Annotated in this window: 14 protein-coding genes; 6 read left to right on the top strand and 8 right to left on the bottom strand. The window is 68.4% G+C overall.

Annotation, left to right across the window (positions count from 1 at the left end):
• Positions 1-14 precede the first annotated feature (14 nt).
• Together MRBLMI1x_RS09590 and MRBLMI1x_RS09585 are read right to left on the bottom strand one after the other, a co-directional pair.
• A complete protein-coding gene (locus tag MRBLMI1x_RS09590) occupies positions 15-437 on the bottom strand; it encodes a DoxX family protein (RefSeq protein WP_363458469.1) in 423 nt (140 codons plus the stop codon).
• Positions 434-859: a MarR family winged helix-turn-helix transcriptional regulator gene (locus MRBLMI1x_RS09585; RefSeq protein ID WP_026303000.1), complete on the bottom strand. Its 426-nt coding sequence runs from the start codon at positions 857-859 to the stop codon at positions 434-436. The genes MRBLMI1x_RS09590 and MRBLMI1x_RS09585 overlap by 4 nt, the downstream gene beginning before the upstream one ends.
• A gap of 145 nt (positions 860-1,004) precedes the next feature.
• Here MRBLMI1x_RS09585 and MRBLMI1x_RS09580 point away from each other — a divergent pair, with 145 nt between their 5' ends.
• Complete coding sequence (locus MRBLMI1x_RS09580) at positions 1,005-2,258, top strand: hypothetical protein (RefSeq protein ID WP_363458467.1); 1,254 nt, start codon at positions 1,005-1,007, stop codon at positions 2,256-2,258.
• Entirely contained in the window at positions 2,258-2,743 is a 486-nt protein-coding gene (locus tag MRBLMI1x_RS09575; RefSeq protein ID WP_363458465.1) for a hypothetical protein, read from the top strand. The genes MRBLMI1x_RS09580 and MRBLMI1x_RS09575 overlap by 1 nt, the downstream gene beginning before the upstream one ends.
• Before the next feature lie 23 nt (positions 2,744-2,766).
• Here MRBLMI1x_RS09575 and MRBLMI1x_RS09570 read toward each other — a convergent pair whose 3' ends face one another.
• The 5 genes from MRBLMI1x_RS09570 to nrdH form a co-directional block, all read right to left on the bottom strand.
• On the bottom strand, positions 2,767-4,875 hold the full coding sequence (locus tag MRBLMI1x_RS09570; protein ID WP_363458463.1) for an acyltransferase family protein: 2,109 nt from the start codon (positions 4,873-4,875) through the stop codon (positions 2,767-2,769).
• A gap of 508 nt (positions 4,876-5,383) precedes the next feature.
• The gene (gene nrdF / locus MRBLMI1x_RS09565; protein ID WP_018188436.1) at positions 5,384-6,361 is read right to left on the bottom strand and encodes a class 1b ribonucleoside-diphosphate reductase subunit beta; all 978 of its coding nucleotides are present in this window, start codon (positions 6,359-6,361) and stop codon (positions 5,384-5,386) included.
• A gap of 30 nt (positions 6,362-6,391) precedes the next feature.
• Positions 6,392-8,524, bottom strand: a complete 2,133-nt coding sequence (gene nrdE, locus MRBLMI1x_RS09560) for a class 1b ribonucleoside-diphosphate reductase subunit alpha (protein WP_018188437.1) — start codon at positions 8,522-8,524, stop codon at positions 6,392-6,394.
• Between the two features lie 5 nt (positions 8,525-8,529).
• Complete coding sequence (gene nrdI / locus MRBLMI1x_RS09555) at positions 8,530-8,967, bottom strand: class Ib ribonucleoside-diphosphate reductase assembly flavoprotein NrdI (protein ID WP_018188438.1); 438 nt, start codon at positions 8,965-8,967, stop codon at positions 8,530-8,532.
• Between the two features lie 3 nt (positions 8,968-8,970).
• Positions 8,971-9,204 carry a glutaredoxin-like protein NrdH gene (nrdH, locus tag MRBLMI1x_RS09550; RefSeq protein ID WP_018188439.1) on the bottom strand — a complete coding sequence of 78 codons (234 nt, stop codon included), beginning with the start codon at positions 9,202-9,204 and terminating at the stop codon, positions 8,971-8,973.
• Positions 9,205-9,661: 457 nt separating this feature from the next.
• Here nrdH and MRBLMI1x_RS09545 point away from each other — a divergent pair, with 457 nt between their 5' ends.
• Positions 9,662-10,867 (top strand): MFS transporter, encoded by a 1,206-nt coding sequence (locus MRBLMI1x_RS09545; RefSeq protein ID WP_020096988.1) that lies wholly within the window; start codon positions 9,662-9,664, stop codon positions 10,865-10,867.
• Positions 10,868-10,876: 9 nt separating this feature from the next.
• On the opposite strand, the gene MRBLMI1x_RS09540 is transcribed toward MRBLMI1x_RS09545, so the two are convergent.
• Complete coding sequence (locus MRBLMI1x_RS09540) at positions 10,877-11,281, bottom strand: hypothetical protein (RefSeq protein WP_018188441.1); 405 nt, start codon at positions 11,279-11,281, stop codon at positions 10,877-10,879.
• 52 nt (positions 11,282-11,333) lie between these two features.
• On the opposite strand from MRBLMI1x_RS09540, the gene MRBLMI1x_RS09535 reads away from it, so the two are divergent.
• The 3 genes from MRBLMI1x_RS09535 to MRBLMI1x_RS09525 are packed head-to-tail and all read left to right on the top strand — an operon-like array spanning position 11,334 to position 14,574.
• Complete coding sequence (locus MRBLMI1x_RS09535) at positions 11,334-12,107, top strand: alpha/beta fold hydrolase (RefSeq protein ID WP_363458459.1); 774 nt, start codon at positions 11,334-11,336, stop codon at positions 12,105-12,107.
• Positions 12,104-13,261: an acyl-CoA dehydrogenase family protein gene (locus MRBLMI1x_RS09530; protein ID WP_363458457.1), complete on the top strand. Its 1,158-nt coding sequence runs from the start codon at positions 12,104-12,106 to the stop codon at positions 13,259-13,261. The genes MRBLMI1x_RS09535 and MRBLMI1x_RS09530 overlap by 4 nt, the downstream gene beginning before the upstream one ends.
• A gap of 41 nt (positions 13,262-13,302) precedes the next feature.
• Complete coding sequence (locus MRBLMI1x_RS09525; RefSeq protein WP_363458455.1) at positions 13,303-14,574, top strand: DUF445 domain-containing protein; 1,272 nt, start codon at positions 13,303-13,305, stop codon at positions 14,572-14,574.
• The last annotated feature ends 1 nt before the right edge of the window (position 14,575 follow it).

Raw genomic sequence — 14,575 nt, 5'->3', positions numbered from 1 at the left:
TGGCGTCGGTCGCGTCATCGCCGCGTGGCCCACAGCGCCCACAGCACGAGCACCGGTTGGAAGAACAGCCGGGCGAAGCGTTTGGCGTCGGAGTCCATCCCCGGCACGTCGCGACCCGATCGCCAGTGATGGACGTTGCCGGGGAACACGGCGACGAACAGGGCCGCGACGGCCAGACCCACGCGGCGCCGTTCACGCGGCAGCGCGATGAGGGCGGCCCCCAACCCCGCCTCCACGACACCGGACACGACGACGATCGTGTCCTTGTCGGTCCGGAACAGGCGCGTCGCCCAGTCCGGAACGGCGATCCGGAACCCGCGCCGGAGCACCGTCAGGTGCGCGACGCCGGCGGCCGTCAACAGGACCGCGAGGCCGACGCGGGCGATGCTCCGCAGCGCGCCCTCGCGTCGACGGATCGTCACGGCCCGCGCGCTCACTCGATCACACCCGCTCGGATGCCGCCGAGCGATTCGGCCACCCGCGGCAACGAGTGCGAGAGTGACTCGTCGAGCCGCTCCAGACGGTCCTGCGCGTCCCGCAGGACCTCAGCCCCACGCTCGGTGACGCTCAGGTCGCTCGCCGCTCCGGCCTGCGCCGTCGCGTCGGCGACCAGCCCGTCGTCGACGAGGGCGTGAACGGCGGCATGAGCCGACTGCACCGTGATGCGGGATCTGCGGGCGAGTTCCGAGAAGGAGATCCCGGGCTCCGCGCCGATGTGACCGAGCAGGCCGAACTTGCGCGTCGAGATCCCGAGATCACGCAGCTCGGCCGCCAATTGGGCCTCCCACGAGGCAGAAACGGCGAGGAGCGCGATGACGGGACTGAAGCGCGGTGCATCCTCTGCGGGGGTATCTGCCACGGCAGAAGTCTATGAGTCACGCCGCGCCGCGGTCAGCATCCGCGCCACCGCGATTCGGTAGCGATTTTCCGGCCACGACGGAAGAGATGAACGAGTTCTCATCTGCGAAACATGTGAGATCCCGCGCGCCCGTATCATCAGCGGTATGCTCCGCGCGATCCATCTGCCGACGGCTGCGCTCGCCGCAGCCGCGATGGTGTTCGCCCTCGGCTCGCACGCCCCCTCCGCCGACGACGAGCGATCGGTCCCGCAGGTCCGCGCCGCCCTGGCGAGCTCCGCCCATCAGCTCACCCTCGACGACATCGCCACCCTCTCGCATGCGCAGTTGACGGCGGAGGTCGCCCACTCCCCCGCCGCCCAGCAGAGCATCCTCGACTCCACCACGCCGACCGTCGCCTCAGCCTGGTGGGGCGGCCTCACCCTCGCCACGCGGGCACAGCTCGTGCACGACGTCCCGGATCTCATCGGTGCGCTCGACGGGCTGCCCGCCGAGGTCCGTGTCGCCGCCAACCGTGTCGGAGCCCGGGAACGCCTGGGACGACTCGACTTCCTCCTGACCGGACTCGTGACGCACGAGGATTCGCCTTCCGCCGGCGACCTCGAAGCGCTGGAACGCGAACGTGCGTATCTCACGAAAGTCGCCCTCGGCCTCGTCCAGCTCTACTTGTACAACCCGGTCCGGGGCTCGATCGTCGAGATGGCGGGGGATCCGGCGGCGGCCACCGGCATCCTCTTCGTCGTGCCGGGGACCAACGCGTCGATCGCGACGTTCATGAACGATGACCCCGTCACGTCCTTCGCGAACTGGCAGGTCCAGCACGCCGATCCTTCGGCGCCGATCCTCGCCTTCACCGTCCTCGCGGCACCCATGCCGCAGATCTCGGTCGATCTCGCTTCGGGCCCGCAGAACAACACCATCGCCACCGCGGCGGGGGCGGACTACGCTCACATCGTGAAGGGAATCGACGCCGCTTTCCCCGGACTTCCGACGCTGAGCTACGAGCACAGCGCCGGGTCCCAGGTCGGAAGCGCCGCCGAGATGGCCGGGGCACGATTCACCGCCCGGTTCCTCGCCGCGGGAGTCGGCGCCACAGACGGGTACACGACGGTGCCCGGAACGGCTTATTACGCCACGCAGGCCAAAGACGACATCAACCGCTACTACGCCGGATTCCAGATGGGCGACATCGGCTACGGCATCGGCCCCGAGGAGTTCCCCGGCATCACGATCGTCGACCCCGGATTCTCCGAGAAGCCGACCGGCACCGTCACCGCAATGCTCGCCGAGGGCCTCACGCTTCACAACCGCCTCTTCAGCGGCGACGGGTCGGCGAACGGGACGGTGTTGAAGGACGTGCGACTGCTTCTCACCTCCCTCGCCGACGAGAGCAGCGGCTGATGCCCGCCCGGTCCGTCGCAGCAACGGTGCTGGTCGGAACCTTGGCCCTCAGCCTCACGGCATGCGCCCCCGCCGCGGGCCCGACCTTCGACGCAGTGCGCGCGCAGTCCGAGGAGGCGGTGACCGAGGTCGTGGCGGCGATGCCGACGGGGTCGACGTACACGGCGTCGGGCGACCCGACCTCGACGCCCTGCGGAACGGGCTCGGCCACGGTCGACGGCCCGCGCGGGACCGCCTTCGCGACGATCCAGGGGCAGGTGACGCTGCCGGGCGCCGCGGACGCGGCATCCGTCCTCGCGGACCTGCCCACCTCACTCGGCGACGGCTGGGCCGTCGAGCCCGTCGGGATCGACGTCGACCTCGCCACCGTGCGCCTCAACCGCGCGGGATCGGGCGTGTCCGTGGACATCACCGAGCGCGCTGCCGATGCGCCGGTGGCGCTGGACATCCTCGCCGTGTCCTCCTGCGGCCGCGTCGAGCGCTGAGGCGCTCACGCTCCGACGCCGCGTCAGAGCGCGGGGCAGGAGGATGTGCCCTGCGCGCAGGCCTTCAGCTCGCGGGCGAGCCAGGGGCCGAGGGTGCGCGAGTACGTCCCGCTCAGGTGGAGCCCGTCGAAGTACACCGACACCCCGCCCACGGCGGAGTAGCAGCGCTGGTCATCGCAGAACCGGTCCGTCGGATCGATCGTGAGGAGGTCCGGTACGCGCTTCGCGACCTCGTCGGTGACGCTGCGGGCGACGAGCGCCTTGCTGACGGGGTTCGAGCACTGGCCGTTGAGTTCGAGGCACTCGGGGCCGTCACGTCGGGTGGTGATCCCGTCGGTCAACGGGACGTCGCCGAGCCAGACCACCGTGGCGCCGGCCTCCCGCACGCGCGTGATCGCCTCGACGAAACCGTCGACGCTGCGAGCGCCGTCGGCGTAGCCGGCGCGGAGGTCGGACATGACGACGAGGTCGACCTTCGGGGCAAGGGTCGAGACGACCCACTCGTTGCGCTCGGCGCACCCCTTCTGTTCTTCCTGGGACGTCTTGCGGATCTCGTTCGGCGGCGGGGTGCCCAGCGTCGCCGGGCAACCGGAGCGCGACGCCACGATGACGTTCCACTTGAGGCGCTTTCCCGCGGCATCGATCGCGTCGCTCCACGCCGACGCGTGGGAGTTGCCCCACAGCAGCACCGTGCGGGCTCCGTTCGGATCGCCGTAGTGGCAGACGACCTCGCTGAACGGGCCGGTGTCGTCAGAGCAGCGCGGCTTGCGTGAGGCGATCGGCAGGTCGTTGTTGCCGGCGAGTGCTGCGGCCTCGTCGACCGGGGCGAAGGGATCACCGCATTTGTTGTCGAGCGCGGCGGCACCGAAGCATTCGTCGGCGGAGGCGACGGTCTGCTCGAACTCCGCAGCGGCGGCCTCGATGCGAGCCTGCCCGCTGGCGTCGAACCTGACGGCGCCGGCGACGATGATGAGGACCGCGACGGTTCCGAGCGCGAGGCTTCGAGGAGACGTCCGCAGCAGCCATCCACGTCGGAACGGCTGCTCGACGAAGCGATAGCTCGCTTCCGACACCACGAGGATGATGGCGAGCAGACCGAAGGCCTCGAGGATGCTCAGCTCGTGTCCGAGCGCGATCGGGACGATGATCAGCAGCGGCCAGTGCCACAGGTAGACCGAGTAGGAGATGTCGCCGAGGTGCTGGATCGGTCGGGCGCTCACGGCGCGGTCGAACGAGAATCGTCCGTCAGGCCCCCCGAGCAGCACGAGGCAGGCGCCGACCGTCGGGATCATCGCGGCGATGCCCGGGTAGGGCATGTCCACGTTCAGGACGAAGAACCCGATTCCGATCAGGGCGACACCGACCCACGGAGCGAAGCGGATGCCTCGTACGGCGACCAGGGCGACGAGACCGCCGGCGGCGAGCTGCCACATCCGGGTCGGCGTGACGAAGTACGCGGCGCCGGGATCGACGTTCGTGAAGATGAACGAGAAGCAGAGGCTCGCCACCAGGACGAGACCCATGACGACTCCCACGACGCCCCGGCGTCCCAGGCGGCCGATCGGACTGAAGCGCCGTGCGAACAGGGTGGCGAGCAGGAGCAGCACCGGCCAGACGAGGTAGAACTGCTCCTCGACCGACAGCGACCAGAAGTGCTGGACGGGGCTCGGCGCGGCGCCTTCCGCGCCGTAGTCGACCGCGTCACCGGCGAGGACCCAGTTCTCGATCGAGAGCGCCGACGCGAGCACGTGCCGGCCGATCTCGGGCCACTGGGAGGCGGGAACGATGAACCACGAGGCGACGAGCACGAAGCCGAGCACGAGGAGCGCGGCCGGCATGATCCGTCGGACGCGGGCGGCCCAGAACCTCGCGGCGAAGCGGAGGGGGCGGTGGCGGTCGACGTCGCGCAGGATCTGCCCGGTGATCAGGAACCCCGAGACGACGAAGAACACGTCGACACCGGTGAAGCCACCGGGAAGGAGCGACGGCCAGAAGTGGTAGACCACGACGGAGGCGACCGCGATGGCGCGGAGGCCTTGGATGTCCGCCCGGACGCGGTGGCGCGGTGCTTCCGGCGACGATGCGGGCGGTGCGGTATGGGGCCCACCCGGGGCGTCGACGAGCTGAGTCACCACGCGAGTCTAAGCGGAATGCGCCGCCCGGCCTCATCGGCGGCTGCGGGACGATCGACTCGCCTCCGATCCGATCCGCCGTCCGCTCCGAAGGAGGAGATGGCGAGGTGCTCACTGCGGCTTGGGGGCCGCATCTCGCGTTGATCGTGAAGCTCACTGAGGGGATGAGCGAGCACCGTGCGTCCCCGACGTCCGCGCTCGCTCCGAGCCGGCATCGGGATCCCGGGAACGCTTCGCACGCAACGGGCAGCGTGCGCCGTCGACCGGGACAGCGAAAGACCCCCGGCGATCGTTCGCGAGAACGGGTCGGGGGTCTTTCAGCGTCGGTGCAGGCCCCAGGGCCGCGACCGCGAGTCGATGCAAGGGATCCGAGACGACACCCCGTCGTACGCTCCCCCGCTCCCGGCGTGTCGCGAGGAACCCCTTGCATCCGTCACCGGGCGCGTGCACGAACGAAGACCCCCGGCATCCGCTCGTACGAGCAGTGCCGGGGGTCTTCGTCAGGGGCTCAGAAGTCCCAGTCGTCGTCCTCGGTCGCGACGGCCTTGCCGATGACGTAGGACGAGCCCGACCCGCTGAAGAAGTCGTGGTTCTCGTCCGCGTTCGGCGAGAGCGCCGACAGGATCGCCGGGTTCACGTTGGTGACGCTGGCCGGGAACATGGCCTCGTAGCCGAGGTTCATGAGCGCCTTGTTCGCGTTGTAGTGCAGGAACTTCTTGACGTCCTCGGTCTGACCGATGCCGTCGTAGAGGTCCTGCGTGTAGTGCACCTCGTTGTCGTAGAGCTCGTAGAGCAGCGAGAACGTGTAGTCCTTGAGCTCGTCGCGCTCGGCCTGGCCGAGCGTCTCGAGTCCGCGCTGGAACTTGTAGCCGATGTAGTAGCCGTGCACGGCCTCGTCACGGATGATGAGGCGGATGATGTCGGCCGTGTTCGTCAGCTTGGCCTTCGACGACCAGTACAGCGGCAGGTAGAACCCCGAGTAGAAGAGGAACGACTCGAGCAGCGTCGAGGCGACCTTGCGCTTCAGGGGCTCATCGCCGCGGTAGTAGTCCATGACAATGCGAGCCTTCTTCTGAAGGTTCTCGTTCTCGGTGGACCAGCGGAACGCGTCGTCGATCTCAGGCGTCGAGGCGAGCGTCGAGAAGATCGACGAGTAGCTCTTCGCGTGCACCGACTCCATGAACGCGATGTTCGTGTAGACGGCCTCCTCGTGCGGGGTGATCGCATCGGGGATGAGCGAGACGGCGCCGACGGTGCCCTGGATGGTGTCCAGGAGCGTCAGACCGGTGAAGACGCGCATCGTCGTCTGGCGTTCTTCGGGGGTGAGCGTCGCCCACGACTGGATGTCGTTGGACAGCGGCACCTTCTCGGGGAGCCAGAAGTTGTTGACGAGGCGGTTCCACACCTCGAGGTCCTTGTCGTCCTGGATGCGGTTCCAGTTGATCGCCTGGACCGAGCCGAGGAGCTTGAGGGGTTCGGGGGTCATGTCTTTTCCTCTATCGAATCTCGGACCGGATCAGAGCATGCACGAGACGCACTCGGCCATGTCGGTGCCCTCGAGCGCCATCTGACGCAGACGGATGTAGTAGATCGTCTTGATGCCCTTGCGCCAGGCGTAGATCTGAGCCCGGTTGATGTCGCGGGTGGTGGCGGTGTCCTTGAAGAACAGCGTCAGCGACAGGCCCTGGTCGACGTGCTGGGTGGCGGCGGCGTAGGTGTCGATGACCTTCTCGTAGCCGATCTCGTACGCGTCTTCGTAGTACTCGAGGTTCTCGTTCGTCATGAACGGAGCCGGGTAGTACACGCGGCCGATCTTGCCTTCCTTGCGGATCTCGATCTTCGACGCGATCGGGTGGATCGAGCTCGTCGAGTTGTTGATGTACGAGATCGAGCCGGTCGGCGGGACGGCCTGGAGGTTCTGGTTGTAGATGCCGTGCTTCTGGACGGATGCCTTCAGCTCGAGCCAGTCCTCCTGCGTCGGGATGTGGATGCCCTCGAAGAGCTCCTCGACGCGGGCGGTCGCCGGCTTCCACTCCTGCTCGGTGTACTTGTCGAAGAACTCACCGGAGGCGTAGGTCGAGTCCCAGAAGCCGTCGAAGACCTTGCCGCGCTCGATAGCGATCTTGTTCGAGGCCTGCAGTGCGTGGAACAGCACGGTGTAGAAGTAGATGTTCGTGAAGTCGACACCCTCCTCCGAGCCGTAGTGGACGTGCTCGCGGGCGAGGTATCCGTGCAGGTTCATCTGGCCGAGGCCGATGGCGTGCGACTTGTCGTTGCCGTCCTCGATGGAACGGACCGAGCGGATGTGACTCTGGTCGCTGACCGCGCTGAGGGCGCGGATGCTGGTCTCGACCGTGCCGGCGAGGTTGCGGCCGTCCATCGCCAGGGCGATGTTCATCGAGCCCAGGTTGCAGGAGATGTCCTTGCCGATCTGGTCGTACGAGAGGTCCTCGTTGAACGTCGTCGGCGTGTTGACCTGGAGGATCTCCGAGCACAGGTTGGACATGTTGATCCGACCCTTGATCGGGTTGGCCTTGTTCACCGTGTCCTCGAACATGATGTACGGGTAGCCCGACTCGAACTGGATCTCGGCGAGGGTCTGGAAGAACTCGCGCGCCTTGATCTTCGTCTTCTTGATGCGCGCGTCGTCGACCATCTCGCGGTACTTCTCGGTGACGGAGATGTCACCGAAGGGCACGCCGTAGACCTTCTCGACGTCGTACGGCGAGAACAGGTACATGTCCTCGTCGTTCTTCGCGAGCTCGAACGTGATGTCGGGGACGACGACACCCAGCGACAGCGTCTTGATGCGAATCTTCTCGTCCGCGTTCTCGCGCTTGGTGTCGAGGAACTTCATGATGTCGGGGTGGTGGGCCGAGAGGTACACGGCGCCGGCGCCCTGACGCGCTCCGAGCTGGTTCGCGTAGCTGAAGCTGTCTTCGAGCAGCTTCATGACGGGGATGATGCCCGACGACTGGTTCTCGATCTGCTTGATCGGGGCGCCCGCCTCGCGGATGTTCGAGAGGAGCAGGGCGACGCCGCCGCCGCGCTTGGAGAGCTGGAGGGCGGAGTTGATGCCGCGGGCGATCGACTCCATGTTGTCCTCGATGCGCAGGAGGAAGCAGGAGACGAGCTCGCCGCGCTGAGCCTTGCCGGCGTTGAGGAAGGTGGGGGTGGCGGGCTGGAAGCGGCCCGAGAGGATCTCGTCGACGAGCTTGTTCGCGAGGTCCTGGTCACCCGCGGCGAGCGCCAGGGCGGTCATGACGACGCGGTCCTCGAAGCGCTCGAGGTAGCGCTTGCCGTCGAAGGTCTTCAGCGTGTAGCTCGTGTAGTACTTGAACGCGCCGAGGAACGTGTCGAAGCGGAACTTCGCCGCGTACGCACGGTCGTGGATCTGCTGGATGAACTCGAACGGGTACGCCTCGATGACGGCGCCCTCGTAGTACTCCTTCTCGACGAGGTAGTCGAGTTTCTCCTTGAGGGAGTGGAAGAACACCGTGTTCTGGTTGACGTGCTGCAGGAAGTACTCCCTCGCGGCACGCTTGTCGGCGTCGAACTGGATCTTCCCGTCCTCGCCGTACAGGTTGAGCATCGCATTGAGGGCGTGGTAATCCATGCCCTCGAAACGAGCCTCCGTCTTGAAGGCCATATCGGTCACTGCAGCTTCCACCAGTCTTCCAATCCGCCGCTCACGCGGTCAACGTCCTCAGGCGTGCCGAATACTTCGATGCGATACAAGTGCGGCACACGACACTTGCGGCTGATGATCTCTCCGGCGAGACAGAAGGACTCGCCGAAATTGCTGTTACCCGCGGAGATGACTCCGCGCAGCAGGCTCCGATTGGCCTCGTCGTTGAGGAAGCGGATGACCTGCTTGGGGACCGCGCCCTTCTCCTCCCCCTTGCCCTGGCCTCCCCCGTAGGTGGGGGTGACCAGGACGTACGGCTCGTCGATACGAAGCGGGCCGTCGGAAGAGTGGATCGGGATGCGGCGGGCCGGCATCCCGAGCTTCTCGATGAAACGGGCGGTGTTACCCGACACGCTCGAGAAGTAGACGAGCAGCGGCACGTTCGTCATGACGGCCGCGCTCATCGGTCAGACCAGGCGAGACGCGAGCTCGTCGATCTTGTCGGGACGGAAGCCCGACCAGTGGTCCTCGTCGGTCACGACGACCGGAGCCTGGAGGTAGCCGAGCGACTTGACGTGCTCGAGGGCCGCCGGGTCCTCGGAGAGGTCGAGGACCTCGTAGTCGATGCCCTTGGAGTCCAGCGCGCGGTACGTCGCGTTGCACTGCACGCAGGACGGCTTCGTGTACACGGTGATCGCCATCAGTCGACCCTCTCTTTGCCTCTGGATCCCGCCGGTGCGGGGTCCGTGTGATTCGGTGAAATCTGTCTGCAGGTCGCGGGTGTGGGGTACCCGTCCGCCTGGTTCCGAGGGGTTGGGGCCCGCCGGGAGCTCAATACTACATATGGGTACGGACACCCGGAAGCACCACAAGGGGTAGTAGTTACATCCGTGTAGTTTTTCCGCATCTCTCCACAGATACAACACAGGTTGTCCACCGATTCATCCCCAATTCGGGAACCTCCGAGCGGAGACGAAAAGGCCAGGAATCCGGCCGAAACACCGCGGAGCTCGGCAGGTTGTCCACAGGTCGGACGATACGACGGGCCTCCGACATCGGATCGGGAGCGAATCCGGCGCCCCGGCGTGTCGTCGGCGTGTCGCCGCGAGACCTCACCCCCACATCTGGGATGTCGGTCGCCGACGGTAGATTGGAGGGGTGGCGGGATACTCGGAGCTCCTGCGCGCACCGGGTGTCGCGCGCATCATCGCGGCACAGCTGACGGCTCGGTTCCCCAGTGGGATGACGAGTCTCGCGGTGCTCCTCCACGTCGAGCAGTCGACCGGGTCCTACGGCTATGCGGGCATCGTCCTCGCCGCCGTCTCGATCGGCCAGGCGATCTCCGGTCCCGTCACCAGCCGGTGGATGGGCATCTGGGGCATGCGCCGCGTCCTCACCCTGACCGCGGCCGTCTGCGCGGCCGCCGTCCTCGCGCTCGCTGTCAATCCGTTCGGGATGCCGGGGTTCATCGTCTTCGGCTTCCTCGCCGGCATCGCCAATCCCCCGGTGCAGCCCGCCGTCCGGACGATCTACCCCAAGATCGTGACGTCGCGTCAGCTGACGCCGCTCTTCTCGCTCGATGCGAGCCTGCAGGAGATCATCTGGATCTTCGCTCCCGTGCTCATCACGATCGTCGCGACCCAGGCGGGCACCGTGCCGGCACTCTTCTTGATCGTCGTCATCCTCATCGGCGGATGCGCGTGGTTCATCGCTTCCCCCGAAGTCGGACGCGTCCGCATCCCCCGCAGCCGTCGTGGTTTCGGGCGCGTGCTCGGCAAGCCCGTCGTGCTGCTGTCGACCGTCACCGGCTTCCTGCTCATCGGGGCGTGCGCGGCCGTCGAGGCCGGCGTGGTCGCCTCGTTCGGACACGAGGGCCTCGAAGCGGGGATCGTCCTGGCCGTCTTCGCGGTCGGGAGCCTCGCCGGCGGCCTGGGCTTCGGCCACATCCCGATCGGACGCTGGGCGATGGCCCGCCGCCTCGCGATCGTCGCCGTCGGCGTCTCGCTCGTCATGATCAGCCTCAACGCCTGGTGGATGGGCGCCTCGCTCTTCGTCGCCGGCCTCGGCATCGCCCCGGCCCTCGCCGTCATGTTCGCCATCACGAGCGCGAGCGTGCGCTTCAGTGAGACGGCGGAGGCCTACGGGTGGATCGGCACCGGTCAGCTCATCGGCGCCGCCGCCGGTTCCGCGGTCGCCGGCTTCCTCATCGACGGCGTCGGCTCGGTCGGCGCGTTCATCGCGGCATCCGGGTTCGCCGTCGCCGGCGCGCTCGTCGCCGCCGTGTTCGTCCGCGGGTTCCCCGACCTGCGCGGCCGCGACGCGAGTCCGATCCCCGACACCGAGCCCGTCCCGCTCATCACCTGAGCGAGCGCGTCACGCGGCGCGGCGGAGCAGGAACAGGACGGCCTGCGCGTACGCGTCGGCGGGTTGCGGGTGCCGGAAGAGGTGGGGGGCGGCATCCACTTCGATCTCGACCTCGTGGATGTCGGGAAGGCGACGGAGCGAACGGAACGTGCCGCGGAGCATCTCGCGCAGCTGCGCCTCGGACGGCAGCCACAGCGCGTCCTCGAGAGCGACCGAATCGAGCGCCCACTCGGTCGTCCCGTTGAAGGCGAGCAGGTCTCCGGTGGGGTAGCTGCGTGCCTCGACGGTCATGTCGCTGACGGTGTAGACGTCGGCCTCGAACTCGGGTTCGTCGAGCTGGAACCGGTCGCCGGAACGCGGACGCCAGATCAGGCCGCTCGCGCGCAGCTCGCGTGCCAGGTCGGTGGAGATCATCCCCCCATCCTGGCCCGGCGCTGACCGGTGGGGCCCGTCCTAGGCTGAGAGCATGCCGTCACCCGTCACTCTCCCCCGGCTGAGCTGGGGCAATCCTCGCAGCGACCGCCGGGCACTCCTCGTCCACGGCGTCGGTTCGAGCGGAGCGCTCATGTGGCGCTACGCCGTCGCCCTCGCCGACGCCGGCTGGCGTGTCGACGCGGTCGACCTGCGCGGCCACGGCACCGCTCCGCGCAGCCTGGACTACACGATCGCCGCGTACGCGATCGACCTCGTCCACACGCAGCCCGCCGGAGACGTGCCGTGGGACCTCGTCCTCGGTCACTCGCTCGGCGGCGCGGCTGCGGCCGTGGCCACATCGACGGATCCCGCCTGGACACGTCACCTCGTCCTCGTCGATCCCGCGATCCACCTCGCGGACGCCGATCGCGACGCCGTCCGCGCGAGCCAGGAGCAGGCGTTCGCCGACACCTCGGTCGACGCCGTCCGGGCCGCGCACCCCGAGTGGCTCGAGCTCGACATCGAGCTGAAGGCGATCGCCGCCCAGCAGGCGAGCCGCTTCGCCGTCGAGCAGACGGGACTTCAGAACACGCCGTGGGACGTGCGGGAGGCGGCATCCCGTCTCGCCGTCCCCACCCACGTCATCGCGGGAGACCCGGCGGTCTACTCGATCTTCACGGGCGACCTCGCCGCCGAGGTGCTGCAGAATCCCCGGGTGTCGATGTCCGTCGTACCGGGCACGGGGCATTCGCCGCACCGCGACGCTCCGGATGCCGCGGCCCAGGCCCTGCTCGATGCGGTCCGGACGTGGGGGCTGCCGTCATGACGTTCGATCCCGCCGCCCACCTGCCGGACGATCTGATCGCGCGCATCCGCTCCCGCGCCGCCGTCGTCGACGCCGAGAACCGCTTCCCCGACGAGGACCTCGCCGAGCTCCGCGACGCGGGGTATCTCGCGATCCTCGTGCCGACCGAGCTCGGCGGGACGGGGCTCGGGCTCCGAGAGGCATCCGTCCTGCAGCAGCGCCTCGCGGGCGCCGCTCCCGCGACGGCGCTGGCGATCAACATGCACCTCGTCTGGACCAGCGTCGCGAAGATAATGGCCGACCGCCGCGACGACGCGCTCCGTTTCGTGCAGGAGGGCGCCGCCGCCGGCGAGGTCTTCGCGTTCGGCATCAGCGAGGCCGGGAACGACCTCGTCCTGTTCGGCAGTGACACGGATGCCGCGCCCCGCCCCGACGGCTCGTACGCCTTCACGGGCACCAAGATCTTCACGTCGCTCGCGCCCGTGTGGACGCACCTGGGGCTCCACGGCCTCGACACGTCCGACCCCGAGGACCCGCGACTCGTGTTCGCGTTCGTCCCCCGGAGCGACGCGGTCGTGACCCGCGACGACTGGGACACCCTCGGGATGCGGGGTACCCAATCCCGGACGACCGAACTGCACGGCGCCGTCGCCCCCGCGGACCGGATCGTCCGCCGGCTGCCGGTCGGTCCGAGTCCCGATCCACTGGTCTTCGGGATCTTCAGCGCCTTCGAGATCCTGCTGGCCTCCGTCTACACGGGCATCGCCCGCCGCGCCCTCGACCTGGCCGTCCAGACGGCACGCACGCGCACCTCGAAGAAGACGGGCCGCACCTACAGCCAGGACCCCGACATCCGGTGGCGCGTCGCCGACATGGCGCTCGCCTACGACGCCCTCCCGGTGCAGGTCGAGTCCCTCGCCGCCGACGTCGACCGCCTCGCCGACCACGGCGCGATGTGGTTCCCGAAGCTGTCCGCGATCAAGCACCGCGCCGCGACGACGGCGAAGCAGGTCGTCGATGAGGCGATGCTCGTCGCGGGCGGGTCCTCCTTCTTCGCCCGCAACGAGCTGAGCAGGCTCTACCGCGACGTGCTCGCCGGCGTGTTCCACCCCTCCGACCCCGAGTCGGTGCACAGCGCCCTCGCGAACGCCTGGCTGGGGCCGATCGAACCGTGAGTCGCCCGGGTCGCTGAGGGCCTCCGTGGCAGGATGGCCGAATGGCCCGCATCCCGTACGACTCGCTGAGCGCCGCTGACCAGCAGCGGTACCGCGGGCTCCGCACCATGAAGGCGGTGGCCCTCGGCGCCCTGCTGTTCATGGCGATCGTCTTCGTCATCGCCTTCATCCTCGAGAAGGACCTCTCGGGCTGGGGCTACGTGCGCGCGGCGGCCGAAGGCGGCATGGTCGGCGCTCTGGCGGACTGGTTCGCCGTGACGGCGCTCTTCCGACACCCCCTCGGCATCCCGATCCCCCACACCGCGATCATCCCGAAGCGCAAGGACGAGATCGGTCGCACCCTCGGCGAATTCGTCGAGACCAACTTCCTCGAGGGCGGCGTCGTCCGTCAGAAGCTCGAGTCCACGAACATCGCCCGCACCGCGGGCGCCTGGCTGCAGGACCCGGCTCATGCGAAGACGGTGGCGGCCGAGGCGTCGACGATGGCCTCCGGCATCCTCACCGCCCTCAGCGACGGCGAGGTGCAGGACCTCATCAGCGATCTCGCTCACGAGCACCTCCTCTCGCCCTCGTGGGGTCCCTCGCTCGGCACGTGGCTGTCGCGGGTGGTGGATGCCGACGCCCACCGCGGCGCGGTCGACCTGGGCGTCGACAGCATCGCCCGGTGGCTCGACGCGAACCGCGAAGCCTTCGACGGGCTCGTCTCTCGCCGTCTGCCGTCGTGGGTGCCGTCGGTCGCGATGCGCCTCGTCGACGACACGGTCTACCACGAGGCCACGAAGTTCGTCGCGGCCGTGCAGCGCGACCCGGAGCACCCGGCGCGGAAGGCCCTCGACCAGTACCTCGAACGCCTCGCCGACAACCTGCAGCACGACCCCGAGACGATCGGCCGTCTCGAGGGTGCGAAGAGCGCCGTGTTCGACAGCCCGCGCGTGCGCGCTCTCGCCGCCGACGCCTGGAACACCGCGAAGGCGGGTCTGCTGCGCTCGCTCGCCGACGAGGAGAGCCCTCTCCGCCGCCGCGTCACCGCCGCCCTCGGCGACCTGGGCGACCGTCTCGCGACGGACACCGCGTTGCAGGAGCGCGTCGACAAGCGCATCGCGGATGCCGCCGTCTTCCTCGTCGACCGTTACCGCCACGACATCGCGTCGATCATCACCGACACGGTGGAGCGCTGGGACGCAGACGAGACGAGCCAGAAGATCGAGCTGCAAGTCGGCCGCGACCTGCAGTACATCCGCCTGAACGGCACGATCGTGGGTGCCCTCGCGGGCCTCGTGATCTTCACCGTCGCCCACCTGCTGCTCCCCTGAC

It is taken from the genome of Microbacterium sp. LMI1x-1-1.1 (genome assembly GCF_040676205.1).
GTDB classification, from domain to species: domain Bacteria; phylum Actinomycetota; class Actinomycetes; order Actinomycetales; family Microbacteriaceae; genus Microbacterium; species Microbacterium aquilitoris.
The sequence above is the reverse complement of the archived record's forward strand: the minus strand, read 5'-3'. Positions and strand labels throughout refer to the sequence as shown.